Below are 25,136 nucleotides of genomic sequence, written 5' to 3'. Positions count from 1 at the left end.
TCAGACCCTCGGCGTAGAACGTCCCCGGTGCGAGGATCGGGGGTACCGGCCCGGGCCCGCGTCGGTCGCCCGGGCGCAACGGTCCCCGAGCCCGCACCGCACCGCCCGGTCTTCCCCGCCGGTCGCCCGCCGGAGCACCCGACGGCCGGGCCAGCACGACCCGTGAGGAGCACCGCACCGCAGTGAGCAGCCCGACAGACTCGTTCGTGCACCTGCACGTCCACACCGAGTACTCGATGCTCGACGGGGCGGCGAAGCTCCCCGAGGTCACGAAGGCCGCCGCCGCGCAGGGCATGCCGGCCCTGGCGATGACCGACCACGGCAACGTCTTCGGCGCCTACGACTTCTACAAGCAGGCCAAGTCCGCCGGCGTGAAGCCGATCATCGGCATGGAGGGCTACTACACGCCCGGCTCCCGGTTCGACCGCGCGCCCTTCGACTTCGGCGACAAGCTGATCGACGAGGAGGGCGACGGCGGGTCCAACCGCGGCAAGGCCGCCTACACCCACATGACCCTGCTGGCGCGCACCACCGAGGGGATGCACAACCTCTTCCGCATCTCCTCGCTGGCCAGCCTCGAGGGCCAGTACCGCAAGCCGCGCTTCGACCGCGACCTGCTCGAGCGCTACGGCAAGGGCCTCATCGCGACGACGGGGTGCCCGTCCGGCGAGGTCAACATGTGGCTGCGCGCGGGCAAGGTGGAGAAGGCCCGCCAGGCCGCCGCGGACTTCCAGGACATCTTCGGCAAGGAGAACTTCTACGCCGAGCTGATGGACCACGGGCTGTCGATCGAGAAGGCGACCCGCCCGGCGCTGATGGAGATCGCGAAGGACCTCGGCATCCCGCTGCTGGCGACCAACGACCTGCACTACACGCACAAGGAGGACGCCGAGGCCCACGACGCCCTGCTGTGCATCCAGACCGGCTCGCGCCTCAACGAGACCAACCGCTTCAAGTTCAACGGCGACGGCTACTACCTCAAGAGCGCCGCGGAGATGCGCGCGCTGTTCCCCGGTGACCTCGCCTCGGCCTGCGACAACACGCTGCTGATCGCCGAGCAGTGCGAGGTGTCCTTCACCGAGGGCGCCGACCTCATGCCGCGCTTCCCCCTGCCGCCGGGCGAGGACGAGACCTCCTGGTTCGTCAAGGAGGTCGAGCGCGGCCTGCACAAGCGCTACCCCAACGGCATCCCCGACCACGTGCGCAAGCAGGCCGACTACGAGGTCGGGATCATCACCCAGATGGGCTTCCCGGGGTACTTCCTCGTGGTCGCCGACTTCATCAACTGGGCCAAGGACAACGGCATCCGCGTCGGGCCGGGCCGTGGCTCGGCCGCCGGCTCGCTGGCCGCCTACGCCATGGGCATCACCGACCTCGACCCGCTGGCGCACGGGCTGATCTTCGAGCGGTTCCTCAACCCCGAGCGCGTCTCGATGCCCGACGTCGACATCGACTTCGACGACCGCCGCCGCGGCGAGGTCATCCAGTACGTCTCGCAGAAGTACGGCGAGGAGCGGGTCAGCCAGATCGTCACCTACGGCACCATCAAGGCCAAGGCCGCGATCAAGGACGCCGCCCGGGTGCTCGACCGGCCCTACTCGGTGGGCGACGAGCTGACCAAGCTCATGCCGCCGGACGTGATGGGCAAGGGCATCCCGCTGGCCGGCGTCTTCGACCCGGCCCACCCGCGCTACAAGGAGGCCGCGGAGTTCCGCGCCCGCTACGAGTCCGACCCGGGCGCGGCCGAGGTGGTCGACCAGGCCCGCAAGCTCGAGGGCCTGAAGCGCCAGTGGGGCGTGCACGCCGCCGGCGTCATCATCGGCCGCTACCCGCTGATCGACTCGATCCCGATCATGCGGCGCGAGGCCGACGGCGCGATCATCACGCAGTTCGACTACCCGACCTGCGAGACGCTCGGCCTGCTGAAGATGGACTTCCTGGGCCTGCGCAACCTCACGGTCATCGACGACGCGCTGCGCAACATCGTCGCGAACGGCAAGGAGCCGATCGACCTCGACGAGATCAGCAAGGACCTCACCGACCCGGCCACCTACGCGCTGCTCGCCCGCGGCGACACCCTCGGCGTCTTCCAGTTCGACGGCGGCCCGATGCGCTCGCTGCTGCGGCTCATGCGGCCGGACAACTTCGAGGACATCTCCGCCGTCGGCGCGCTCTACCGGCCGGGCCCGATGGGTGCGAACTCGCACACCAACTACGCGCTGCGCAAGAACGGCCAGCAGGAGATCACGCCGATCCACCCCGAGCTGGCCGAGCCGCTCGAGGAGATCCTCGGCGGCACCTACGGCCTGATCGTGTACCAGGAGCAGGTCATGGCGATCGCGCAGAAGGTCGCCGGGTACTCCCTCGGCAAGGCCGACCTGCTGCGCCGCGCCATGGGCAAGAAGAAGAAGTCGGTCCTCGACGCGGAGTTCGTCGGCTTCGAGGCCGGCATGAAGGAGCGCGGCTACTCCGACGCCGCGATCAAGACGCTGTGGGACATCCTCGTCCCGTTCGCCGACTACGCGTTCAACAAGGCGCACTCGGCCGCCTACGGGCTGGTCTCGTACTGGACGGCCTACCTCAAGGCCAACTACCCGGCCGAGTACATGGCCGGGCTGCTCACCAGCGTCGGCGACGACAAGGACCGCCGGCCGGTCTACCTCGCCGAGTGCCGGCGGATGGGCATCAAGGTGCTCCCGCCGGACGTCAACGAGTCCTCCTGGGACTTCACCGCCGTCGGCGCCGACATCCGCTTCGGCCTGGCGTCGGTGCGCAACGTGGGGCACAACGTCGTCGACTCGATCGTCCGGGCGCGCGAGGAGAAGGGCGCGTTCAAGGACTTCGCCGACTTCATGCGCAAGATCGACACGGTCGCCTGCAACAAGAAGGTGATCGAGTCCCTCGCCAAGGCCGGCGCGTTCGACTCGATGGGCCACTCCCGGCAGGGCATCGCCGCCGTGCACGCCCAGGCCGTCGACTCCGCGATGGCGCTCAAGCGCAAGGAGGCCGAGGGGCAGTTCGACCTGTTCGGCAGCTTCGGCGCCGACGCCGGCGACGACGACCCCTTCGGCGGCGCGCTCGACATCGTCATCCCGACGGCGGACTGGTCGAAGTCCGAGCGGCTGGTCTTCGAGCGCGACATGCTCGGCCTCTACGTCTCCGACCACCCGCTGCACGGCGTCGAGCACGTGCTGGCCGCCAACGCCGACACCCCGATCGCGGAGATCAACGCCGGCGGGGTCGAGGACGGCGCGAACGTCACGATCGCGGGGATCCTCACCGCCGTCTCGCCGCGCACCAACAAGCAGGGCGCGCCGTGGGCGATCGCGACGCTGGAGGACCTCGAGTCCGGCATCGAGGTGCTGTTCTTCCCCAAGACGTGGGCGGAGGTCTCGGAGAAGGTCGTCCGCGACCAGATCGTCGTGGTCAAGGGCCGGATCAGCCGGCGCGACGACCAGCCCTCGCTGTTCGGGTCCGAGGTCACCGTGCCCGAGCTCACCGAGGGGCCGCGCGGCCCGGTGCTGGTGCAGATGGCGGCGGCCCGGTGCACCCCGCCGGTGGTCGAGCGGCTGCGCGAGGTGCTGGGCAGCCACCCGGGCACCACCGAGGTGCACCTGAAGCTGGTCAACAACGGCCGGGAGACCGTGCTGCGGCTCGACCAGGGCCTCCGCGTGCGGCCGAGCACCGCGCTGATGGGGGACATCAAGGCGTTGCTCGGGCCCACCAGCGTCGCCCTCCTGTGAGCGACGACCCGGGGAGTCGGGGTTCACTGGGGTCCGTGAGCAGCCCCGCCCCGCTCCCCGACGGCCCGTACGCCCCGATGGTGGGCGCGCCGGCGCCCGCCGCGGTGGCGCCGGCGCGGCCGGTGGCCCGCGCGGTCCTCGCCGAGGTGCGGCGGGACCTGCGCGGGGCCGCGGTCTGGGCGCTCGGTCTCGCCCTGGCCGGGATCCCGGCGGGCCTGCTGTGGGTGTGGCTCGCCCCGCGCGCCCGCTTCGAGGTGGTCGAGGGCGGCGCGGTCCCGGTGGGCAACCCGTCGGCCGAGCTCCTGGTCGCCGACGACTCGGTGCTCGTCCTCGTCCTCGCCGGCCTCGGCCTGCTCGCCGGGGGCATCGCCTGGGCCATGCGCCGCCGGCGGGGCGTGGCCACCCTCGTGGGCACCGCCGTCGGCACCGCGCTGGCCGCCGTCCTCGCCTGGCAGATGGGGGAGCTGCTCGCCCCCGGGCCGAGCGCGGCCGAACTCGGCGACGTCGGCGCCCGGGTGACCACCGGCCTGGACCTCTCCAGCCTCCCCGCGCTGGCGGTCGCGCCGTTCGCCGCGCTGCTGGTCTACGTGGTCGCCGCGCTGTTCGCCAGCGCCGACGACCTCGGCCGCCGCGACGGCGTCAGTTCAGGCTGAGCGGCCCGGCGAACTCCTGCAGCGGTGCCGGGACGGCCCGCACCGTCTCCAGCAGGGTCAGCTCCCGGCGCAGCATCCGCGTCTCGGTGCGCAGCCGGCGGCGGGTCGCGGACTCGGCCAGCAGCGCCTGCCGGTCCTCGGTGGTCAGCAGCGCCGCCGACGCCACCAGGTAGGACAGCGCCCGCGGGTCGCCGGCCACCGCGTCGAGCAGTGCCCGCGCGCCGCTGAGCTCCTCCGCCTCGCCGGCCGCAGCGGCGTCCTCGCGGCCGGTCTGCAGCCCGGCGACGGCGGTGACGTAGCGGGTGAACAGCCGGCCCACGCCGCGCTCGAGCAGGCTCAGCGACCCGCGCGCGGCCTCGGCGAGCAGCCCCTCGTCCGGTCCGCCGGCCGCGGGCGTGCCCAGCACCTGCTCCTGGTCGCCGGCGGCCTCCTCGGCGGCCTCCTCGTCGGCCAGCCACTCGACCTCGGCGCGCAGGTAGGGCGGCGCGCTGCCGGCGGCCTCGCCTGCGGCGTCCCCGACCACGACGTCGAGCAGCCGGAAGCGCTCCCCGCCCACGGTGACGATCCGGAACCCGCCGTCGGGCCGGGGCCGGACCACCTGCAGGCGCGCGGTGCAGCCGACGTCGTAGAGCGCCTCGGCCGGCGCGACCTGCTCGACCTCCCAGCCCTGGCGGATGGCGACCACGCCGAAGAACCGCTGGTCGCCGTCCTCGGGTTCGGCCAGCAGGTCCTGCACCAGCACCCGGTAGCGGGGCTCGAACACCTGCAGCGGCAGCACGATCCCGGGGAACAGCGGCGACCCGAGCGGGAACAGCGGGATGAGGTCGCCCACGGCCGGAGCCTACGGCGCCCGGGACCCCCGGCGCTGTGACAGCCGGCGACCCGGCCCCTACTACCCTCGGGAGGTCGTCCCTCCCTCGCCCGCACCCCGGAGGCCCCCCGTGCTCGCCCGCATCGACCTGCGCGGTTCCGCGCTGCCGGGGGTCCGTGACCTGGCCGGCCTGCTGCCGCGCGCCGCCACCGACATCGACTCGGTCCTGGCCACCGTCCGGCCGCTGTGCGAGGACGTGCGCGTCCGCGGCGCCCAGGCGGTCCGCGAGATCACCGCCCGCCTCGACGGCGTCGACGCCGAGGACTTCGCCGTCCCGCCGCAGGCGATCCGGGCCGCGCTCGACGGCCTCGACCCCACCGTGCGCGCCGCGCTCGAGGAGTCGATCGCCCGGGTGCGCCGGGTGCACGCCGACCAGGCCCGCACCGACGTGACCACCCAGGTCGTCCGCGGCGGCACGGTCACCGAGCGCTGGGTACCGGTGCGCCGCGTCGGGCTGTACGTGCCCGGCGGCCTGGCCCCGCTGCTGTCCAGCGTGGTGATGAACGTGGTCCCGGCGCAGATCGCCGGCGTGACGTCGATCGCCGTCGCCTCCCCGCCGCAGCGCGACCACGGCGGGCTGCCCGACCCCGGCGTCCTGGCGGCGTGCGCGCTGCTCGGCATCGACGAGGTGTACGCCGTCGGCGGGGCGCAGGCGATCGCCGTCTTCGGCTACGGCGCGGGCTCCTGCGAGCCGGTCGACCTGGTCACCGGCCCGGGCAACGTCTACGTCACCGCCGCCAAGCGGCTGCTGCGCGGGCTCATCGGCATCGACTCCGAGGCCGGCCCGACCGAGGTCGCGATCCTCGCCGACGACACCGCGGACCCGGTGCACGTCGCCGCGGACCTGATCAGCCAGGCCGAGCACGACCCGCTGGCCGGCGCGGTGCTGGTGACCACCAGCGAAGCGCTGGCCGACGCCGTCCTCGACCTCGTGCCCGGTCAGGTCGCGGCCACCAAGCACTCCGACCGCATCCTCACCGCCCTCGACGGCAGCCAGTCGGGGATCGTGCTGGTCGACGACCTCGACGCCGGCCTCGCGGTGGTCGACGCCTACGCCGCCGAGCACCTGGAGATCCAGACCCGGGACGCGCGCGAGGTGGCGATGCGGGTGCGCAACGCCGGCGCGGTGTTCGTCGGCGCCTGGTCGCCGGTGTCCCTCGGCGACTACATCGCCGGCTCCAACCACGTGCTGCCCACCGGCGGCTGCGCGCGGCACTCGTCGGGGCTGTCGGTGCAGACGTTCCTGCGCGGCATCCACGTCGTCGAGTACGACGAGCAGGCCCTCGCCGAGGTGGCCGGGCACGTCGACGCCCTCGCCCACGCCGAGGACCTGCCCGCGCACGCGGCCGCCGTCCGGCTCCGGCAGAAGCCGTGACACCCACTCCGACGACGGGGCTGGAGGCGCTCCCGCTGCGCCCGGAGCTGCGCGGCCGCACGCCCTACGGCGCCCCGCAGCTGCAGGTCGCGCACCGCCTCAACACCAACGAGAACCCGCACCCGCTGCCCGCCGAGCTGCTCGCCACCCTCGGCGAGGCGCTGGGCCACGCGGCGCTGGAGCTCAACCGCTACCCCGACCGCGACGCCGTGGCGCTGCGCGCCGACCTGGCGACCTACCTGTCCCGCGGCGGCGAGCGGATCGAGCCGGCGCAGGTGTGGGCGGCCAACGGGTCCAACGAGGTGCTGCAGCAGGTCCTGCAGGCCTTCGGCGGGGCCGGGCGGACGGCGCTGGGCTTCACGCCGTCGTACTCGATGCACCCGATCATCTCCGCGGGCACGGGGACGGCGTGGGTGGACGGGCACCGGCGGGCGGACTTCACCCTCGACCCCGCGGCGGCGGTCGCGCAGGTGCGCGAGGTCCGTCCCGACCTCGTCTTCGTGACCAGCCCGAACAACCCCACCGGCACCGCCGTCGCGCTGCAGACGGTCACCGAGCTCTACGAGGCCACGTCGTACGGCCACGGGCGTGCGGGCGTGCTCGTCGTCGACGAGGCCTACGCGGAGTTCGCACGCACCGGGACGCCGTCGGCGCTGACCCTGCTGCCGGGTCGGCCGCGGCTGCTGGTCAGCCGCACGATGAGCAAGGCGTTCGGCATGGCGGGCCTGCGGCTGGGCTACCTCGCCGCCGACCCCGCCGTCGTCGACGCGCTGCAGCTCGTCCGGCTGCCCTACCACCTGTCCTCGCTCACCCAGGCCGCCGCCCGCGCCGCGCTCGCGCACACCGACGCGCTGCTGGCCACCGTCGACGCGGTCAAGGAGCAGCGCGACCGGATCGTCGCCACGCTGCCCTCGCTCGGGCTGACCAGCGTGCCCAGCGACGCCAACTTCGTCCTGTTCGGCCGGTTCGCCGACGCCTCCGCCGCCTGGAAGGCGCTGCTCGAGCACGACGTCCTCGTCCGCGACGTCGGCATCTCCGGCTGGCTGCGGGTCACCGCCGGCACGCCCGCCGAGACCGACGCCTTCCTCACCGCGCTGGGTGAGGTCGCCCCCGACCACCGCCTGGGAGACTGACGCCATGAGCCGCACTGCACGCGTCGAGCGGGCCACCAGCGAGACCAAGCTCGTCGTGGAGCTCGACCTCGACGGCACCGGGACGAGCTCGATCAGCACCGGCGTCGGCTTCTACGACCACATGCTCACCGCGCTGTCCAAGCACAGCGGCATCGACCTCACCGTGCGGGCCGACGGCGACCTGCACATCGACGCGCACCACACCGTCGAGGACGTCGCGATCGCGCTGGGCCAGGCCTTCGCCGAGGCGCTCGGGGACAAGCGCGGCATCACCCGCTACGGCGACGCCACGATCCCCATGGACGAGGTGCTCGTGCAGGCCGCCGTCGACCTGTCCGGCCGGCCGTACTTCGTGCACGCCGAGCCCGAGACGATGACGCCGATGATCGGGCCGGACTACCCGACGTCGCTGACCAAGCACGTGCTCGAGTCCTTCGCCTTCAACGCGCGGATCACCCTGCACGTGCGGGTGCTCTACGCCGGCCGCGACGCCCACCACATCGTCGAGGGCCAGTTCAAGGCGCTCGCGCGGGCGCTGCGCACCGCGGTGGCGATCGACCCGCGGGTGGCCGACGTCCCCTCGACCAAGGGCGCGCTGTAACCGCATGGACTTCGGCGTCGGTCTGATGGTCCTGGGCGGGTTCCTGCTCGGCGGGGCGTGGAGCATCTGGCGGGCCGACCACGACACGGAGGGCCGCACCGGCGCGCAGGTGCTGTTCGCGGGGATCCTGCTGGTGGCGGCGCTGCTGGCGACGGCGTCGGGCGTGCTGCGCGTCATCTGATGCCGGAGGAGGAGTTCCTCCGGCTGGTCCTCGCCGACCCGACGGTGGCCGCGGTGCTCGAGCGGACCCCGGCGCTCGGCGTCGGGGACTGGTGGGTGACGGCCGGGCTGCTCTTCCAGACGGCGTGGAACGCCCTCACCGGCCGCCCGCCGGGCACCGGCATCCGCGACGCCGATCTGTTCTACCTCGACGCCGATCCCTCCTGGGCGGCCGAGGACGCGCGGCCCTCCTGCAGGGTCCCGACGCGAGCTTGCGAGCGGTGGGGGGGCAGGAGGGTCCTTACTCAGGCGCGGGTGCACCTCTGGTACGGCGGACACTTCGGCACCGCGGCGCCCCCGCCGTTCCGCGACTGCGCCCAGGCGATCGACGCCTTCGCCGCCGTCTGCTGCGCGGTGGGGGTGACGGTCGAGGACGGCCGGCCGCGGCTGTACGCGCCGTACGGGGTCGACGACCTGCTCGGCCTCGTGGTGCGGCCCAATCCGCGCAGCCCGGCCCCGCGCGCGGTGTACGAGGCCAAGGCCGCCCGCTGGCGGTCGGTGTGGCCGGAGCTCACCGTCCTGCCGTGGGCCTGAGCGGGAACACGCGCCGGGGGTCGATGCGCTGCGACGTACCGTGGCAGCCGTGAAGAAGGTGGTCGTCCTCGACTACGGGTCGGGCAACCTGCGCTCCGCCGAGCGGGCGCTGACCCGGGTGGGCGCCGACGTGACCGTGACCGCCGACCGGCAGGCCGCGCTCGACGCCGACGGGCTCGTCGTCCCCGGCGTCGGCGCCTTCGCCCACTGCATGCAGGAGCTGCGCGCCGTCGACGGCCCGCGCACCATCGGCCGCCGCCTGGCCGGCGGCCGCCCGGTGCTCGGCATCTGCGTGGGCATGCAGGTGCTCTTCGAGCGCGGCGTCGAGCACGGCCACGACGCCGAGGGCTGCGGCGAGTGGCCCGGCACGGTCGAGCAGCTCGAGGCGCCGGTCCTCCCGCACATGGGCTGGAACACCGTCACCGCGCCGCAGGACACGGTGCTCTTCGACGGGCTGGCCGACGAGCGCTTCTACTTCGTCCACTCCTACGGCGTCCGGGAGTTCCCGCTCGGCCAGGACGGCCGGCCCGGCCCGCTGGCCCCGCCGAAGGTGACCTGGGCCGAGCACGGCGACCGGTTCGTGGCCGGCGTGGAGAACGGCGCGCTGTCGGCGACACAGTTCCACCCGGAGAAGAGCGGCGACGCCGGCGCCCAGCTGCTCACCAACTGGCTCGCCACCCTCTGAGAGCGGCCCCCTGCAGGGCCCCGCCGCGAGCGTGCGAGTGGTGGGGGGCAGGGGGTCCTTCGTCTACTGGAGGGGGACCGGCGGCTGCAGCCACCACGGCGCGTCGACGACCTCCACCCGCCGCACCCACTTCACCCACCAGTAGCCGCGGCGGCCCGGGGCCACCAGCCGCGCCGGCGCCCCGTGCCCGGCCGACAGCGGCCGGCCCGCGCAGTGGGTGGCCAGCAGCAGCGCCCCCGCGTCGGCCAGCGGCAGCCGCCGCCGGTAGCCGGTGACGCTGACGACGTCGACGGCGCCGCCGTCGGGGGGGTCGAGCCCGGCCAGCAGCCGGTCGAGCCGCACGCCGCGCCACTCCTGGACGGCGAACCAGCCGCCGGTGCAGTCGAGGACGGCCTCGACGGCGTCGCCGCGGTCGAGGTCTGCCCGCCGCAGCCTCGTGGTGCGCCCGCCGGCGACGAGGTCGACGGCGCCGTCCCCGTCGGCCGGAACCGCGTCGGTGAACCACTGGGTGACCGGCATGGCGTCGGGGTCGCCGCTGCCGCGCTCGTGCGAGCCGGTGCCGCGCCGCCGCGCGCCCGGCGCCCCGGTGAGCCTCAGCCCACCCTCGGTGGCACCCCACAGCGCGGCCGCGCCGACGGCGAGCCCGCCGGTCTGGAGCAGCGCCCGGCGCGAGGCGTCGCTGCGCCGGGGCCGCTGCCGGCTGCCGACGGCGTGCACGACCACCAGCGCGGCCGTGCCGACGCCGGCGGCCACGTGCACCTGCAGCACGCCGACCCCGGCCACCGTGGTCCCGGCGACGCTGTGCAGCACCCCGGTGGCGACGGTCAGCGCGAGCAGGACCACGAGGGCCCACGCGGCGGTCGGGTCGCGCCGGCCGCGGGTCCGCGACCACGAGCGCCGGACGACGACGGCCTTCCACGGGACGAGCAGCAGCAGCCCGAGACCGGCCGCGCCGTGGACGGCGGCCACCACCCGGGAGGGCAGCGGCGTCCCGACGCCGAAGGCGAGCACCCCCGATGCCCCCGCGACCAGCAGCAGCGCGAGCAGGCCGAGGTTGGTCCGCCGCCCGGCACGACGGGGGAGCGCTACGGCGGGCATCCCCGGAGTGTGCGCTCCGCGCACCTAGGGTGACGCGGTCCCGCACCCGGTCGAGGAGGACCCGTTGCCCCCGTCGAGCACCGCCGCTCCGGCCCGCGAGCGGCGCGGAGGGCCGTCGGCGGCGCGCCCGCCCGCCCCCGCGCTCCGGAACCGCGGACGCTTCCTCGGGTCGCTGGCCGTCCTGGCCCTCCTGGCCGCGCTGACGGTGTGGAGCCTGCTGGCACTGGCGCCTCCGGCACCGGCCGCGGTGGACGCGCCGGCGACGTCGTTCAGCGCCGGCCGCGCGTTCGCGCACGTCGAGGAGATCGCCGCGGAGGTGCACGTCACGGGCAGTGCGGAGCACGACCGCGTCGTCGACGGGCTCGTGGCGACGCTGGGCGGCCTGGGGCTCGACACCCGCGTGCAGAACGCCGTCGGCGCCTGGCAGTCCGGGCCGGGGGCGGCGGAGATGGCGCGGGTGCGCAACGTCGTCGCGGTGCTGCCGGGCACCGACAGCACCGGGCGGCTGTTCCTGGTGGCGCACTCGGACTCGGTGGAGACCGGGCCGGGGGCGAGTGACGACGCCGCCGGCGTGGCCACGCTCCTGGAGACCGTCCGGGCGCTGACCGCGGGGGAGCCGCTGCGCAACGACGTCGTCGTGGTGCTCACCGACGCCGAGGAGGCCTGCCTGTGCGGCGCCGAGGCGTTCGCCGAGAGCCACCCGCTCGCCGGCGAGGGCGGCGTCGTGCTCAACCTCGAGGCCCGCGGCACCACCGGCCCGCCGATCACGTTCGAGACGTCGCTCGGCAACGCCGGGCTGGCCGAGCGCTACGCCGCCGCCGTGCCGCACCCCGTGGCGACCAGCTTCGCCGTCGAGGTCTACCGGACGCTGCCGAACGACACCGACTTCTCCGTCCTGCTCGCCGACGGCTTCACCGGCCTGAACACCGCCTTCATCGACGGCAACGCGGCGTACCACACCCCGCAGGACACGCCCTCGCGGCTGGACCGGGGGACCCTGCAGGCGCTGGGTGACAACACCCTGGCGCTCACCCGCGAGCTGGGCGACGCCGACCTGACCGACCTCGCCCGGCCCGGCGACGGCGACGCCACCTACTTCCCGCTGCCGACCGGGCTGGTGCGCTACCCGGGGTCGCTGGTGTGGCCGCTGGCCGGGGCGGCGGTGCTCGGCGTCGTCGTCCTCGCGGCCGTGGACCGGCGCCGCGGGTCGTCGCTGCCGCGGACGCTGCTCGGGACGCTCGCCGCGCTGGTGCCGCTGGCGCTCGCGCCGCTGGCCGTCGTCGGGCTGTGGCGGCTGCTGGTGCTCGTCCGGCCCACGTACGCCTCGATGATCGACCCGTGGCGGCCGGGCTGGTTCCGGCTGGCGGCGGTCGCGCTGGTCGCCCTCGTGGTGCTGGCCTGGTACGCGCTGCTGCGCCGCCGACTCGGCGCGGCCGCGCTGCGGACCGGGGCGCTGGTGCTGCTCGCCGTCCTCGCGGTCGTCCTCGCCGCGCTCGCGCCCGGCGGGTCCTACCTGGCCGCACTGCCGGCGCTGGCCGGGGTCCTCGCGGGGCTGCTGCCGCGGCCGGTGCACCTGCTCGGGGCGCTGGTGGCGGGGGCGGTCGCGGTCGTCGTCCTGGCGCCGACCGTGGCGCTGTTCTTCCCCGCGCTCGGGCTGGCCGGCGGGGCCGCGCCCGCGGTGGTCGCGACGATGCTGGCGCTGGCTCTCCTGCCCGCCCTGGAGGGGCTGTTCCCGGCCGGGCCGGGCCGACTGCGGGCGCTCGCGGTGCCCGGCGTCGCCGTCGTCCTGGTCGTGCTGCTGACGGCGGTCGGGCTGGCCGTGGACCGCTTCGACCAGCAGCACCCGGTGCCCAGCCAGCTCGTGTACGCGCTGGAGGCCGACACCGGCGAGGCGTGGTGGGCCAGCACCGAGGAGCAGCCGGGGGAGTACACCGCGCGCTACGTCGGCACCCCGCGGACCCTGCCGCACGACTACCCCTACCTCGCCGGGCGGGCGGTGGCGGCCGGTCCCGCGGAGGTCGCCGGGCTGCCGCCGTCGACGGTCGAGGTGCTCGACGACCGGTCCTCCGGCGGGCAGCGGACGGTCACCGTGCGGGTCACGCCGCAGCGCGACGTCCGGCTGGTGGTGCTGGACCTGACCGCATCCGGCGGCACGGTCGGCGCGGCCCGGGTGCAGGCGCGCGACGTGCCCGCCGACGCGCTGGGGGAGGACCGGCTGTGGGTGACCTTCCACGGGCCGCCGGCCGAGGGTGTGGAGGCGACGTTCACCGTGGACGGCGGTGGTCCGCTGTCCCTGCGGGTGGTCGACGGCAGCGACGGGCTGACCCGCCTGCCCGGCTTCGAGCCGCGCCCGCCCGGGGTGGACGCGGCCGGCACGCACAGCTCCGACCTCGTCGTCGTGGGATCGACGACGGACCTCGGCTAGGCCGACGCGGATCTGTGGACGAGGCGGTGACCTGGGGATTCGACTCGTGGGCACCGCGCCGATCCACTACTCTCGTACACGTGTTCGAGTGTGCGGGGGTCTCCGCTGACGGAGCGGTCCGGCTCCTCGGCTGCTTCGCCGACGACGGCACGCCGGTGTCCCGGGACGTGCTGCTCGCGGCTCTCGACGAGCTGCCGTCCACCGACGAGTTCATGGCCGCGGCCTGCCCGCCGGGCAGCCCCGAGCGGACGGAGCTGCCCGACCGCTGGCTCGTCCGGCTGCTGCAGCTGGGCGAGCGCCGCGCCGCCGCACTGGCCGCCGACCGCGCCGAGCTGATCGGCCTGCTGGCTGAGCAGCGTCCCGCTGACCAGGAACCGGCCGTGCCGGAGGTGATGAACGTCAGCGAGTGGCTGCCGTGCGAGCTCGCCCTGGTCCACCCGTACGGGGAGCGCCGCACCGCCCGGTTGGTCCGGACGTCCCTGGCACTGACCACCCGCTTTCCCGCCACGCTGGGCGCGCTGCGCCGCGGCGAGATCGACGAGGCACGCGCCGACGCCATCGTCGACCTGCTTGAGCCGCTGGACGCTGACCTGGCCGCCCGTGTGGAGGCCGACGTGCTGCCCCGGGCGGGTGGTCGGACACCCGGTGGCCTGCGCGATGCCCTCCGCCGCCGGATCGACCGGCTCGACCCGGCGGCGCGCGAGCGGCGGCACCAGCAGGCCCGGGCCGACGCCGACGTCCGCTGGTGGGCGACGGAGGACGGCATGGGCCGGCTGATGGCCGACCTGCCGCTGCCCGAGGCGGCCGCGTGCGGAGCGGCGATCGACGCCTGGGCGTGGCAACTGCGCAACGGGGGCGACGCGCGGCCGATCGGGCAGCTGCGCGCCGAGGTCCTCCGCGACCTCGTGCTGCGCCCCTGGGAGCGGCGCCCGGTGGTCGACATCTCGCTCGTCGTGCACGCGCAGCTGTCGACCCTGGCCGGTGGGGACCAGCCGGCCGACGTGGACGGCCACTCGATCAGCGCTGCGCAGTGCCGGGCGCTGCTGGCCGAGGCCGACGCGCTGAGCCTGAGCCGGCCCGACGGCGGGACCCTGGAGTTCGCCCTCCACGACACGGCCGGGGACCTGGTGGCCGTGGGCAGCCGGCGGGCGGTCGAGCGCGGCGCCCGGGGTCCCGGGCTCCGGCGGCCACCGGACACCCGGCACTACCGCCCGCGTGCGGGTCAGCGGCGGTTCACCGCGGTCCGGGACCGCCGGTGCCGCCATCCGCACTGCACCCGCCGGGTCGGCCGCACCGACCTCGACCACTGCGTCCCCTGGCCGCGCGGCGCCACGTCCTGCGACAACCTCTGCTGCCTGTGCCGCCGGCACCACCGGCTGAAGACCCACGCTCGCGGCTGGCGCTTCCGGATGCTGCCCGGCGGCCGGCTCGAGGTGACCACACCCTCGGGTGTCACCCGGGTCACCGATCCACCGCGCGTGGTCGACGAACCGCCGGTCCGGACCGGCGCGCCACCGCACGACGGAGTCGGGACGGACCCGCCGAGCGCGGCCGACTGCCCGTTCTGACGGCGCGCGGCCTCACCTGGAGCCGTGGCGCGCGACCAGCTCGGCGCCCAGGGCCGCCAGCTCGGCGCGGACGGCGGGGGCGTCCAGCACCTCCAGCGCGCCGCCGAACCCGGCCAGCTGCTCGGCCACCGACCGCGCCGTGTGGGCGGCCACCCGCAGCCGCACGCGCCCGTCGGCGTCCGGGTCGCCCGCCACCGCGCAGTGCCGGCCGAACCGGTCGCGCAGCACCGGCACCAGCCGCCCGGGCGCCAGCACGGTCGCCGCCACCAGCGACCGGGAGCGCTCCATCTCGCCGACCACCTCGTCCCACACCCCGGGCAGGTCGAGGTCGGCGGGCCGCTCGAAGACCTCGCCGGTCACCGCGGGCGCGCCCATCCGGTCGAGGCGGAACGTGCGCCGCCCCGCCGCCGTCCCGGCGACCAGGTACCAGGTCCCGTCCTTGTCCACGAGCCCCCACGGCTCCGCGCGACGCCGGCCCGTCACACCCCCGCGGCCGGCGTAGTCGAACTCCACCACCCGCCGCGCGACGACGGCGTCGAGCAGCAGCGCCACCTCCGGCCGCTCGCGCTCCCGCTCGCCCCAGCCCGCCGGGTCGACGACGACGGCCTCCGCCGCGGCCGCGGCCTCCGCGCGGAAGGTCCCCGGCAGCGCCCGCAGCAGCTTGCGCAGCGCACCCCGCGCGTCCGGGCCGGCCGAGGCCGCCGGGCCCAGCAGCAGGAACAGCGCCCGGGCCTCCGGCGCGGACAGGCCGGTCAGGTCGGTGCGCGCGCCACCCACCAGCTGCCACCCGCCGCCCCGGCCCGCCTGCGGGTACACCGGCACGCCCGCCGCCGAGAGCGCCTCGAGGTCCCGCCGGGCGGTGGCCACCGAGACCTCCAGCTCGCCGGCGGCCTGGGCGGCCGTGACCCGGCCCCGGGTCTGCAGCAGCAGGAGGAGGGCGACCAGCCGGTCGGCGCGCATGCCGCCGAGGATGCCGCGGAAAGTGCTCAGGAGGTGAGCACTTCGCCCGGCAGTGTCGTCCTCGAGCGGACCGCAGCCGGCGGACCGCCCGACGGAGGGACCCACCCGTGCTCCGAGGCCTGGCCACCGTGACCCTGCTCGCCGACGACGTCCCCGCGGCCGCCCGCTGGTACGCCGGCGTCCTCGACGCCGAGCCGTACTTCACCCGCCCCGTCGAGGGACCGGCCGCCTACGTCGAGTTCCGCATCGGCGACGACGAGGACGAGCTCGGCATCATGGACGCCCGCTACGCCACCTGGGCGAGCGGGCAGCCGGCCGGCGTGGTCGTCAACTGGCACGTCGACGACCTGCCCGCCGCCGTCGAGCGGCTCGAGACCGCCGGCGCCACCGTCGTCCAGCCGGCCACCGTGCGCGGCGAGGGCTGGACCACCGCCGTCCTCGCCGACCCCTTCGGCAACCTGCTCGGCGTCATGACCAACCCGCACTGGGCCGCCGCCCACGGCGGCTGACCCTCAGCTGCGCAGGTAGGAGGCCCCGTTCACGTCGACGATCGTCCCGGTGCTGAACCGGGCCTCCGGCGAGGCCAACCACACCACCGCCGAGGCCACCTCCTCCGGCCGCGCGACCCGCCCGTACGGCGACTGCGCGCGGACGGCGTCCCCGCCGGGCCCGTCGAGCACCTCGCGCGCCATCTCGGTCTGCACGAAACCCGGCGCCACGCAGGTCACCGAGATCCCCAGCGGCGCCAGCGCGAGCGCCATCGACTGCGCGAACGCGTTCATGCCGGCCTTCGAGGCGCCGTAGGCCGGGTTCTGCGGCTCCCCGCGGAAGGCGCCGCGGCTCGACACGTTCACCACGGCCCCGCCGGCGGCCTGCAGGTGCGGCACGGCGCGGAAGGTCGCGTGGGCCGCGCCGAGCAGGTTCACCGCCAGCGTCTGGGACCAGACGGCCTGCCACTCCTCGTACGACGTCGACAGCGGCGGAGAGGCCACGAAGACGCCGGCGTTGTTGACCAGCACGTCGAGCCCGCCGAGCGCGTCGGCGGCGGAGTCGACCATCGCGCCCACCGACCCGGCGTCGGCCATGTCGGCCTGCACCAGCGCGTGGCCGGACCCGGGCAGCTCGGCGAGCACGGCCTCGGCGCGCTCCCGGGAGGTGCCCCAGTGGACGGCCACCCGGTCGCCGCGGTCGGCGAAGGCGCGGGCGATCGCGCGGCCGATGCCGCGGGACCCACCGGTGACGAGGACGGCGCGCGAGGAGGGAGCCACGGGCGGGCAGTCAACCAGCCGCGCTCACCAGCGCCCGCGGTGGACGACCTCGTCCAGCCCCCGCCGCCCGCGCTTCAGCGACGGCGAGCGCCGGTCGCCGTCGCCGGGGTAGCCCACCGACACGACGCCGACCGGCCGGTGCGACGGCGGGATCCCGAAGGCCGTCCGGAACGGCTCCACCCGCTCGGCGGGGATGCCGAACAGGCAGGCGCCCAGCCCCTCGTCGACGGCGGTCAGCAGCACCATCAGCGCGGCCATCCCGGCGTCGACGTCCCAGTAGGGGACCGGCCAGCGCGCCTCGTCGCGGTCGGTCCAGCCCTTGTCCGGCTCGGCGTAGCGGTCGAGGTAGGCATCCTTCGACGACAGCGGCACCACCAGCAGCGGCGCCCGCCGCATCCGGGTCAGCCACGCGTCGGGGGCGCCCTCGCCGGCGGTCACCGACCAGAACAAGTCGCGGTCGGCGGCCGACTCGAGCACCAGGAACGCCCAGCCCTGGGTGAACCCGGCCGACGGCGCCCGGATCGCGTGCTCGAGCAGCCGCTCGCGCACCTCCGCCGGCACCGGCCGGTCGGGGTCGTAGTCGCGCACCATGCGGCGCCTGCGGACGACGTCGGCGAACTCCACGTCCCGCAGCCTGCCCCGGGTGCCGGAGCGCACAGGAGGCCGGTCCCTACGCTGGTCGCCGTGCCGACCCTCCAGCTGCTCCCCGCCGTCGACGTCGCCGACGGCCAGGCCGTCCGCCTCGTGCAGGGGGAGGCCGGCAGCGAGACCTCCTACGGCGACCCCCTCGACGCCGCCCTGCAGTGGCTGCGCGACGGCGCCGAGTGGGTGCACCTGGTCGACCTCGACGCCGCCTTCGGGCGCGGCAGCAACCGCGAGCTGCTGGCCCGCGTCGTGGGCGAGCTCGACGTCGACGTGGAGCTCTCCGGCGGCATCCGCGACGACGAGTCGCTGGCCGCCGCGCTTTCCACCGGCTGCCGCCGCGTGAACCTGGGCACCGCCGCGCTGGAGTCGCCCGAGTGGTGCGCCCGCGCCATCGCCGAGCACGGCGACCGCATCGCCGTCGGCCTCGACGTGCGCGGCACCCGGCTGGCCGCGCGCGGCTGGACCCGCGAGGGCGGGGAGCTCTACGAGACCCTCGCCCGCCTCGACGCCGAGGGCTGCGCCCGCTACGTCGTCACCGACATCACCAAGGACGGCACGCTGCGCGGCCCCAACCTCGACCTGCTGCGCGAGGTCTGCGCCGCCACCCCCCGGCCGGTCGTCGCCTCCGGCGGGGTCAGCTCGCTCGACGACATCCGCGCGCTCGCCGGGCTGACCGCGGTCGGCGTCGAGGGCGCCATCGTCGGCAAGGCGCTCTACGCCGGCGCCTTCACGCTGCCCGAGGCGCTGCAGGTGACCCGCGAGGCGTCGTCGTGACCGTGCGGCGCATCGGCTCCGGCGGGCCGTGGGAGGACGTCGTCGGCTACAGCCGCGTCGTCGTCGCCGGGGACGCCGCGTGGGTCAGCGGGTGCACCGCCACCGTCGACGGCGCCGTCGTGCACCCCGGCGACATGGCCGCGCAGGCCCGCGTCGCCTTCGGGGTGCTGGTCGAGGCGCTGGCCTCCGCCGGCTTCACCCCCGCCGACGTCGTCCGCACCCGCATGTACGTCACCGACACGTCCCGCTGGGAGGAGGTGGGCCGCGTGCACGGCGAGGTCTTCGGCGCCGTCCGGCCGGCCACCGCGATGATCGGCGTGGCCGCCCTGCTGCACCCCGACATGCTGGTCGAGGTCGAGGCGGACGCGGTGAGGCAGCCGTGAGCCTCGCCGTCCGCGTCATCCCGTGCCTCGACGTCGACGCCGGCCGGGTGGTCAAGGGCGTCAACTTCGTCGACCTGCGCGACGCCGGCGACCCGGTGGAGATGGCCCGCGTCTACGACGCCGAGGGCGCCGACGAGCTGACCTTCCTCGACATCACCGCCAGTTCCGGTGACCGCGAGACCACCTACGACGTCGTCCGGCGCACCGCCGAGAGCGTCTTCATCCCGCTCACCGTCGGCGGCGGCGTGCGCAGCCCCGACGACGTCGACCGGCTGCTGCGGGCGGGCGCGGACAAGGTCGCGGTCAACACCGCCGCCGTCGCCCGGCCCGAGCTGATCAGCGAGATCGCCGACCGCTTCGGCAACCAGGTGCTCGTGCTCTCCCTCGACGCCCGCCGCGTGCGCGACGGCGCGGTCACCGACTCCGGCTTCGAGATCACCACGCACGGCGGGCGCCGAGGCACCGGCCGCGACGCCGTCGAGTGGGTGGTGCAGGCCGCGCAGCTCGGCGTGGGGGAGGTGCTGCTCAACTCCATGGACGCCGACGGCACCCGAGCCGGCTTCGACACCGAGCTCATCCGCGCGGTGCGCCGGGAGGTGAGCGTGCCGGTCATCGCCAGCGGGGGAGCGGGCGCGGTGGAGCACTTCCCGCCCGCGGTCGAGGCCGGCGCCGACGCCGTGCTCGCCGCCAGCGTCTTCCACTTCGGCACCCTGCGGATCGGCGACGTCAAGGCCGCGCTCGCGGAGGCCGGCGCCCCGGTCCGGCACGAGCGGGACACGCCCCTCGGTTGAGGACCAGGCCGTGCACTTCCGCGGAAGTGCACGGGGCATCTCCGCGGAAGTGCACGGCCGGACTACTCGGCCGGGGCGCCGCCCCGCACGGCCACCTGCGCGACGTCGCGCCCGGTCGCCCACAGCAGGACCTCCAGCGGCTCGCCCTCCACCGTGGTCGGGGCGCTGCCCCCGCGGATCCGCCTGCCCGGCCCCGGGACGTCGCTGCGCTGCAGCACCAGGCCCCCGGGGTGGCGCGGGGCCGCCATGCGGGCGAACAGCTGCGCGGCGCTCCACAGCCGGTCGGCGTCGGGCAGCGGCAGGGCGCGCGGCGCCCACCCCGGCTGGGCGCGCCGCACGTCCTCGTGGTGGATGGCGAACTCCGGGCCGTCGACCAGCTGCGCGACCGGCCACCCGCCCGGCAGCCACGCCGGCGGGCCCGTCCGGACACGGGACACCAGCTCCGGGTAGGGCGTCGACGTCCGGAGCCGGTCCTCGACCCGCTCGGCGTGCGCGTGCAGCGCGGCCCCGACCGGCGTGCGCTCCAGCGCGTAGCCGGGCATCGCGTCGGGACGGCGGTCGCGCGTGACCAGGTGCGCGGCCAGGTGCGCCGTCGTCCACCCCTCGCAGCACGTCGGCGCGTCCGGGCCGAGGTCGTCGAGCAGGTCGGCGAGGGCCGCGCGCTCGCGGGCGGCGAGCGGGCGGGAAGCATCGGTCACCGCGGCGGGTTACCGATCGTGACCACTGCCGAAACCGCAGGACCGGTGTCGGCAGTGCCGGTTAGCCTGACTAACGACGCGGAGATCCCGCCGTCGCCACCCCCGAGGAGACCCGTGCCCCGCGCCCGAGACGCCGTCGTCCGGCGGGGCCTGCGCCACGTGCTGCTGTCCATCCGCGAGCAGCCAGGCATGTTCACCCTCGCCGTGCTGGCCAGCAGCGTCTACGCCGCCATGACGGTGCTCTCGGCCTTCGTGATCGGCGGCATCACCGACCGGGTGATCCTCCCGGCCTTCGCCGAGGGCGACACGACCGCGGGCGCGCTGGCCCTCACCGTCGCGGTGATCCTGGGCGTCGCCGTGCTCAAGATCCTCGGCATCCTCGGCCGCCGGCTGTTCGCCGGGATCATGGCCTACCGGCTGCAGGCCGACTACCGCCGCCGCGTGACCGGGCAGTACCTGCGGCTGCCCCTGGCCTGGCACCAGCGCCACCCGACCGGGCAGCTGCTGTCCAACGCCAACTCCGACGTCGAGGCCGCCTGGTACTTCGTCTCACCGCTCCCCTTCGCCTGCGGGACGCTCGTGATGATCGCCATCACCGCCGTCGCGCTCGTACTCACCGACCCGGTGGTCGCGTTGGTCGGCCTGGTCGTCTTCCCGCTGGTGTTCGTCGTCAACGCCGTCTACTCGCAGGTGATGAGCCCGCGCATGCAGCGCGCCCAGCAGCTGCGCGCCGAGGTCAGCGAGATCGCCCACGAGAGCTTCGACGCCGGTCTGGTGGTCAAGACCCTGGGCCGCGAGGACGTCGAGAGCGCCCGGTTCACCGAGCGGGCGCAGGAGCTGCGCGACGGGCTGGTCGCCGTCGGCCGGGTGCGCGGGCTGTTCGACCCGCTGATGGAGGCGCTGCCCAACCTCGGCACGCTCGCCGTGCTGCTGGTCGGGGCCGGCCGGGTCGCCTCCGGGGACACCGACGCCGGCGACCTGGTCAGCATCGCCTATCTGTTCACCCTGCTCGCGCTGCCCATCCGCGCGATCGGCTGGGTGCTCGCCGACCTCCCGCGCGCGCTGGCCGGCTTCGACCGGGTCACCCCCGTCCTCGACGCCACCGGGGAGACCCCGCACGGCCAGGAGGCCGCGGCCGGCGGCGACGGCGGCGCCAGCCTGGGCCTGCGCGCGGTCGACCACGTCTTCGACGGCGCCTCGCAGCCGGTGCTCTCCGGCGTCACCTTCGACGTCGTCGCCGGCAGCACGGTCGCCGTCGTGGGCCCGACCGGCTCGGGCAAGTCGACGCTGGCCGGGCTGCTCGTGCGGCTGGTCGACCCCGCCGCCGGCCAGGTCCTGCTCGACGGCGTCGACGTGCGCCGGCTGCGCGAGGGCGAGGTCAGCGGCCAGGCCGCGTTCGTCCCGCAGGGCACCTTCCTCTTCGACGACACCGTGCGCGGCAACGTCACCCTCGGCGGCGACTTCAGCGACGACGAGGTCCACGAGGCGCTGCGGGTGGCCGCCGCCGACGACTTCGTCGACCGGCTGCCCGAGGGTCTCGACACCCGCGTCGGCGAGCGCGGCGCCACCCTGTCCGGTGGCCAGCGGCAGCGGCTGGCGCTGGCCCGCGCGGTCATCCGGCGGCCCCGGCTGCTCGTCCTCGACGACGCCACCAGCGCCGTCGACCCCTCCGTCGAGGCGCGCATCCTCGACGCGCTGCGCTCGGCCGACCGGCCCTCGACCGTGGTCGTCGTCGCCTACCGGCAGGCCACCATCGCGCTGGCCGACGAGGTGGTCTGGCTGGAGAACGGCCGGGTGACCGCCCGCGGCACCCACGAGCAGCTGCTGGCCACCGTGCCCGGCTACGCCGCGCTGGTGCGCGCGTACTCGCAGGCGGAGGTGGCGGCATGAGCGGGTCGCAGCGGGAGGGCGCGTTCGCGACGCTCCGCCGCGGGCTGCGCACCATGCCCGAGTTCCGCCGCGGGCTGCCGGCCACCTTCGCCCTCGCGCTCCTCGCCACGGCCGGCCGGGTGGTCGTGCCGATCGCCGTCCAGCAGGTCATCGACCGCGGCCTGCTCGCCCCCGGCGGCCCCGACCTCGGCCTGGTCCGCACGCTGGTGCTCGTCTGCGCCGTCGTCGTCCTGCTCACCGGCGTCGCGGTCTACCGGATGAACGTCCGGCTGTTCCGCACCACCGAGACCGCGCTGGCCGGGCTGCGCTCGCGGGCGTTCCGGCACGTGCACGACCTGTCGGTCCTGCACCAGCAGGGCGAGCGCCGCGGCTCGCTCGTCTCCCGCGTCACCAGCGACGTCGACCAGCTGTCGACCTTCATGCAGTGGGGCGGCGTCCTCGGCGTGGTCAGCCTCGGCCAGCTGGTCGTGGCCACGGTCGTCATGGCGGTCTACTCCTGGCAGCTGACCCTGCTGGTGCTCGTCTGCTTCGTCCCGCTGGCCATCGCCGTCCGCTGGTTCGCCAAGCGGCTGGCAGTCGCCTACGGCGTGGTCCGCGAGCGGGTCGGCGACGTCCTGGCCGCCGTCTCGGAGTCCGTCGTCGGCGCCCCCACGGTGCGCGCCTACGGCATCCGCGAGCGGACGGCGGCCCGCCTCGACCGCGCCATCGGCCGGCACTACCGCGCCCAGGTCGACGCGCAGAAGGTCACCGCCGCGGTGTTCGTCAGCGGCGAGTTCGTGGCCGCCGTCGCCAACGCCGCCGTCGTGGTGGTCGGCGTCTGGCTCGGCCTGGCCGGTCAGGTCACCGCCGGCACGCTGGTGGCCTTCCTGTTCCTCGTCACGCTGTTCGTCGCGCCGGTGCAGACCGCCAGCGAGGTGCTCAACGAGGGGCAGAACGCCATCGCCGGCTTCCGCCGGGTGCTCGACGTCCTCGACACCGAGCCCGACGTCCGCGACCCCGCCGCCACCGGCTCGGCCCTCGAGCTGCCCGCCGGGCCGCTCGGCATCCGGCTCGAGCACGTCACCTTCCGCTATGCGCCGGGGACCCGCCCGGCCCTCGACGACGTCGACCTGACGCTGGTCCCGCGGCGCCGCTACGCCGTCGTGGGGGAGACCGGCTCGGGCAAGACGACGTTCGCCAAGCTGGTCACCCGGCTCATGGACCCGACCGAGGGGCGCGTGCTGCTCGGGTCGGAGGCGTCGGGCTGGGTGCCCCTGACCGACGTGGCCTTCTCCTCGCTGCGCCGGCGGGTGGGCATGGTGCCGCAGGACGGGTTCCTGTTCGACGCCACCGTCGCCGACAACGTCCGCTACGGCCGCCCCGGGCTCACCGACGCGCAGGTGACCGCCGCGCTGGAGGAGCTGGGTCTCGGCGACTGGCTGGCCGGCCTCCCCGACGGCGTCGCGACGGCGGTCGGCCAGCGCGGCGACTCCCTGTCGGCGGGGGAGCGACAGCTGGTCGCCATCGCCCGCGCGCACGTGGCCGCCCCCGACCTGCTCGTCCTCGACGAGGCGACCAGCGCCGTCGACCCGGCCACCGAGCGGCGGCTGACCCTCGCGCTCGACCGGCTCACCGAGGGCCGCACCACGCTGACCATCGCCCACCGGCTGTCCACCGCCGAGCGGGCCGACGAGGTCCTCGTCGTCGACGCCGGCCGGGTCGTGCAGCGCGGGACGCACGCCGACCTGGTCGACGTCGTCGGCCCCTACGCGCGCCTGCACACCTCCTGGCGCCGCTCCTCGTCCGGGCTGCCCGAGCGCGTTGCCTGACTGCGTGGCCTGAGCGGGTGCCGGCCCTAGGCTCCGCGATGTGACCGCGTCGTCCACGAGCCCCTCCCGCATGCCCGGCACGGCGATCGCCGCCGCTGGGATCGGCGCCCTCGGCGTGCTGCCGCTGACCCTGGTCACCGTGCTGCCGTTCCTGCTCGGTGGGGTGCAGTCCGACGACATCCGGGACTGGTGGGTCTACGCGCTGCTCCTGCTGCCCGTGCTCCAGGTGTTCGGCGTCGTCTGGCTGGTCTCCCGCCGCGGCCGGTGGCCGCTGGTCGCGGGCGCCGTGGCCTCGCTGGTGTTCGCCCTCCTCGTCATCGGGACGGCGGTCTCGGTCGGCTCGGACGTGGGCGCCACGCCGGTCATCGTGGCGGTCTGCCCCCTGGTCGCGGCCGTCCTCGCGTTCCACCCCCGGGTGACGGCCTGGCTGGCCGGGCGGCGCCGGGCGGGCTGACGTCCCCGCTCTACGCTGCGCGGCATGCCGTCGTCCCCGTCCCGCCGGACGACGACCCGCCGCTCGCCCCGGGCGGCGGCCGCGCCGTCGTCGGCGGTCCGGCGTCTCGCCCCGCTCCCGCCTCCGCGGGGCCGCCCGCTCACCGCGCCGTTCGCCGCCGTCTTCGGCCTGCTCGTCGCCGCCGAGGACCTCTACCTCGGCTGGCTGCTGTGGGACGGCCTCCCTCCGGGCTGGGGCCGGTACCTGGCGGCGTCGGCGGCACTGGCGCTGCTCGCGGTCGCCGGCGCGGCGCTGGTCTGGCTCGGCCGGGGCCGCGGCTGGCTGGTGCTCGCCGTCGCCGCGGCGCTGCCGCTGCTCCTGCTGCTCGGCGTGGCCGCGCTCTTCGGGGCGCTCGGCGACGACTCCTCGGTGGGCTGGGCGCTGCTGCTGCTCGTCGGCCCGGTCGGCTGCCTGACCCTGGCGGTCCGCCGCCCGATCCGGGAGTGGACGCGTCCCGGCCGGGCGACACCGCGGCCGGTGCCGTCCGCTCGTCCCCGCGGGGACGGGCGCGCCCGCTAGCG

General features: G+C 75.7%; 24 protein-coding genes. 18 read left to right on the top strand and 6 right to left on the bottom strand.

The genetic code is table 11. The features are described 5' to 3' along the window. Positions 1–182: 182 nt before the first annotated feature. A complete protein-coding gene (gene dnaE / locus FN207_RS09920) occupies positions 183–3,743 on the top strand; it encodes a DNA polymerase III subunit alpha (RefSeq protein WP_221888128.1) in 3,561 nt (1,186 codons plus the stop codon). A gap of 35 nt (positions 3,744–3,778) precedes the next feature. Continuing rightward, entirely contained in the window at positions 3,779–4,396 is a 618-nt protein-coding gene (locus tag FN207_RS09915; protein ID WP_142458345.1) for a DUF2567 domain-containing protein, read from the top strand. On the opposite strand, the gene FN207_RS09910 is transcribed toward FN207_RS09915, so the two are convergent. Further along, the gene (locus tag FN207_RS09910; protein WP_142458344.1) at positions 4,383–5,228 is read right to left on the bottom strand and encodes an LON peptidase substrate-binding domain-containing protein; all 846 of its coding nucleotides are present in this window, start codon (positions 5,226–5,228) and stop codon (positions 4,383–4,385) included. The two genes, FN207_RS09915 and FN207_RS09910, sit on opposite strands and share 14 nt — an antisense overlap. 109 nt (positions 5,229–5,337) lie before the next feature. Between FN207_RS09910 and hisD the strand changes: the two genes are divergently transcribed. From hisD to hisH, 6 genes are read left to right on the top strand one after another with little or no spacing between them, the layout of a single operon-like run. Further along, positions 5,338–6,642 carry a histidinol dehydrogenase gene (hisD, locus tag FN207_RS09905; RefSeq protein WP_142458343.1) on the top strand — a complete coding sequence of 435 codons (1,305 nt, stop codon included), beginning with the start codon at positions 5,338–5,340 and terminating at the stop codon, positions 6,640–6,642. Then, the gene (locus FN207_RS09900) at positions 6,639–7,775 is read left to right on the top strand and encodes a histidinol-phosphate transaminase (RefSeq protein ID WP_142458342.1); all 1,137 of its coding nucleotides are present in this window, start codon (positions 6,639–6,641) and stop codon (positions 7,773–7,775) included. The genes hisD and FN207_RS09900 overlap by 4 nt, the downstream gene beginning before the upstream one ends. Before the next feature lie 4 nt (positions 7,776–7,779). Beyond that, complete coding sequence (hisB, locus tag FN207_RS09895; RefSeq protein WP_110907782.1) at positions 7,780–8,376, top strand: imidazoleglycerol-phosphate dehydratase HisB; 597 nt, start codon at positions 7,780–7,782, stop codon at positions 8,374–8,376. 4 nt (positions 8,377–8,380) lie between these two features. Further along, positions 8,381–8,557, top strand: coding sequence for a hypothetical protein (locus FN207_RS26230; protein ID WP_185938272.1), 177 nt, complete (start codon positions 8,381–8,383; stop codon positions 8,555–8,557). Then, positions 8,557–9,129 carry a nucleotidyltransferase family protein gene (locus FN207_RS09890; protein ID WP_142458341.1) on the top strand — a complete coding sequence of 191 codons (573 nt, stop codon included), beginning with the start codon at positions 8,557–8,559 and terminating at the stop codon, positions 9,127–9,129. The genes FN207_RS26230 and FN207_RS09890 overlap by 1 nt, the downstream gene beginning before the upstream one ends. A gap of 49 nt (positions 9,130–9,178) precedes the next feature. Beyond that, the gene (hisH, locus tag FN207_RS09885; protein WP_142458340.1) at positions 9,179–9,814 is read left to right on the top strand and encodes an imidazole glycerol phosphate synthase subunit HisH; all 636 of its coding nucleotides are present in this window, start codon (positions 9,179–9,181) and stop codon (positions 9,812–9,814) included. A 63-nt stretch (positions 9,815–9,877) separates the two neighbouring features. On the opposite strand, the gene FN207_RS09880 is transcribed toward hisH, so the two are convergent. Further along, a complete protein-coding gene (locus FN207_RS09880) occupies positions 9,878–10,912 on the bottom strand; it encodes a molybdopterin-dependent oxidoreductase (protein ID WP_142458339.1) in 1,035 nt (344 codons plus the stop codon). 64 nt (positions 10,913–10,976) lie between these two features. Here FN207_RS09880 and FN207_RS09875 point away from each other — a divergent pair, with 64 nt between their 5' ends. Beyond that, positions 10,977–13,337 carry a M20/M25/M40 family metallo-hydrolase gene (locus FN207_RS09875; protein WP_142458338.1) on the top strand — a complete coding sequence of 787 codons (2,361 nt, stop codon included), beginning with the start codon at positions 10,977–10,979 and terminating at the stop codon, positions 13,335–13,337. Between the two features lie 80 nt (positions 13,338–13,417). Next, positions 13,418–14,905 carry an HNH endonuclease signature motif containing protein gene (locus FN207_RS09870; protein ID WP_142458337.1) on the top strand — a complete coding sequence of 496 codons (1,488 nt, stop codon included), beginning with the start codon at positions 13,418–13,420 and terminating at the stop codon, positions 14,903–14,905. Between the two features lie 12 nt (positions 14,906–14,917). Here the strand turns inward: FN207_RS09870 and FN207_RS09865 are convergent, their stop codons facing one another. Then, on the bottom strand, positions 14,918–15,865 hold the full coding sequence (locus FN207_RS09865) for a helix-turn-helix transcriptional regulator (RefSeq protein ID WP_142458336.1): 948 nt from the start codon (positions 15,863–15,865) through the stop codon (positions 14,918–14,920). A 107-nt stretch (positions 15,866–15,972) separates the two neighbouring features. On the opposite strand from FN207_RS09865, the gene FN207_RS09860 reads away from it, so the two are divergent. Then, positions 15,973–16,374: a VOC family protein gene (locus tag FN207_RS09860; protein ID WP_142458335.1), complete on the top strand. Its 402-nt coding sequence runs from the start codon at positions 15,973–15,975 to the stop codon at positions 16,372–16,374. Positions 16,375–16,377: 3 nt separating this feature from the next. On the opposite strand, the gene FN207_RS09855 is transcribed toward FN207_RS09860, so the two are convergent. Together FN207_RS09855 and FN207_RS09850 are read right to left on the bottom strand one after the other, a co-directional pair. Further along, positions 16,378–17,133, bottom strand: a complete 756-nt coding sequence (locus tag FN207_RS09855; protein ID WP_142458334.1) for an SDR family NAD(P)-dependent oxidoreductase — start codon at positions 17,131–17,133, stop codon at positions 16,378–16,380. A 24-nt stretch (positions 17,134–17,157) separates the two neighbouring features. Beyond that, a complete protein-coding gene (locus FN207_RS09850; protein ID WP_142458333.1) occupies positions 17,158–17,757 on the bottom strand; it encodes a nitroreductase family protein in 600 nt (199 codons plus the stop codon). Between the two features lie 60 nt (positions 17,758–17,817). Here FN207_RS09850 and priA point away from each other — a divergent pair, with 60 nt between their 5' ends. The 3 genes from priA to hisF are packed head-to-tail and all read left to right on the top strand — an operon-like array spanning position 17,818 to position 19,726. Continuing rightward, positions 17,818–18,552: a bifunctional 1-(5-phosphoribosyl)-5-((5-phosphoribosylamino)methylideneamino)imidazole-4-carboxamide isomerase/phosphoribosylanthranilate isomerase PriA gene (gene priA, locus FN207_RS09845; RefSeq protein ID WP_142458332.1), complete on the top strand. Its 735-nt coding sequence runs from the start codon at positions 17,818–17,820 to the stop codon at positions 18,550–18,552. After that, positions 18,549–18,935 carry a RidA family protein gene (locus FN207_RS09840; protein ID WP_142458331.1) on the top strand — a complete coding sequence of 129 codons (387 nt, stop codon included), beginning with the start codon at positions 18,549–18,551 and terminating at the stop codon, positions 18,933–18,935. The genes priA and FN207_RS09840 overlap by 4 nt, the downstream gene beginning before the upstream one ends. Beyond that, positions 18,932–19,726, top strand: coding sequence for an imidazole glycerol phosphate synthase subunit HisF (gene hisF / locus FN207_RS09835; protein WP_142458330.1), 795 nt, complete (start codon positions 18,932–18,934; stop codon positions 19,724–19,726). The genes FN207_RS09840 and hisF overlap by 4 nt, the downstream gene beginning before the upstream one ends. Before the next feature lie 62 nt (positions 19,727–19,788). Here hisF and FN207_RS09830 read toward each other — a convergent pair whose 3' ends face one another. Beyond that, complete coding sequence (locus FN207_RS09830) at positions 19,789–20,424, bottom strand: TIGR03085 family metal-binding protein (RefSeq protein ID WP_142458329.1); 636 nt, start codon at positions 20,422–20,424, stop codon at positions 19,789–19,791. A 114-nt stretch (positions 20,425–20,538) separates the two neighbouring features. Here FN207_RS09830 and FN207_RS09825 point away from each other — a divergent pair, with 114 nt between their 5' ends. From FN207_RS09825 to FN207_RS09810, 4 genes are read left to right on the top strand one after another with little or no spacing between them, the layout of a single operon-like run. Continuing rightward, entirely contained in the window at positions 20,539–22,314 is a 1,776-nt protein-coding gene (locus FN207_RS09825) for an ABC transporter ATP-binding protein (protein WP_142458328.1), read from the top strand. After that, positions 22,311–24,122 (top strand): ABC transporter ATP-binding protein, encoded by a 1,812-nt coding sequence (locus FN207_RS09820; RefSeq protein WP_142458327.1) that lies wholly within the window; start codon positions 22,311–22,313, stop codon positions 24,120–24,122. The genes FN207_RS09825 and FN207_RS09820 overlap by 4 nt, the downstream gene beginning before the upstream one ends. Before the next feature lie 40 nt (positions 24,123–24,162). Continuing rightward, positions 24,163–24,576, top strand: coding sequence for a hypothetical protein (locus FN207_RS09815; RefSeq protein WP_142458326.1), 414 nt, complete (start codon positions 24,163–24,165; stop codon positions 24,574–24,576). A 24-nt stretch (positions 24,577–24,600) separates the two neighbouring features. Then, positions 24,601–25,134 (top strand): hypothetical protein, encoded by a 534-nt coding sequence (locus FN207_RS09810; protein ID WP_142458325.1) that lies wholly within the window; start codon positions 24,601–24,603, stop codon positions 25,132–25,134. The last annotated feature ends 2 nt before the right edge of the window (positions 25,135–25,136 follow it).

The organism is Geodermatophilus aquaeductus (assembly GCF_900182545.1).
GTDB classification, from domain to species: Bacteria; Actinomycetota; Actinomycetes; order Mycobacteriales; family Geodermatophilaceae; genus Geodermatophilus; species Geodermatophilus aquaeductus.
The sequence above is the reverse complement of the archived record's forward strand: the minus strand, read 5'-3'. Positions and strand labels throughout refer to the sequence as shown.

Coding starts and splice junctions, on each gene's coding strand:
- hisB (WP_110907782.1), top strand. CDS start 7,780: ATGAGCCGCACTGCACGCGTCGAGCGGGCCACCAGCGAGACCAAGCTC.
- FN207_RS26230 (WP_185938272.1), top strand. CDS start 8,381: ATGGACTTCGGCGTCGGTCTGATGGTCCTGGGCGGGTTCCTGCTCGGC.
- FN207_RS09890 (WP_142458341.1), top strand. CDS start 8,557: ATGCCGGAGGAGGAGTTCCTCCGGCTGGTCCTCGCCGACCCGACGGTG.
- FN207_RS09880 (WP_142458339.1), bottom strand. CDS start 10,912: ATGCCCGCCGTAGCGCTCCCCCGTCGTGCCGGGCGGCGGACCAACCTC.
- FN207_RS09865 (WP_142458336.1), bottom strand. CDS start 15,865: ATGCGCGCCGACCGGCTGGTCGCCCTCCTCCTGCTGCTGCAGACCCGG.
- FN207_RS09820 (WP_142458327.1), top strand. CDS start 22,311: ATGAGCGGGTCGCAGCGGGAGGGCGCGTTCGCGACGCTCCGCCGCGGG.
- FN207_RS09810 (WP_142458325.1), top strand. CDS start 24,601: ATGCCGTCGTCCCCGTCCCGCCGGACGACGACCCGCCGCTCGCCCCGG.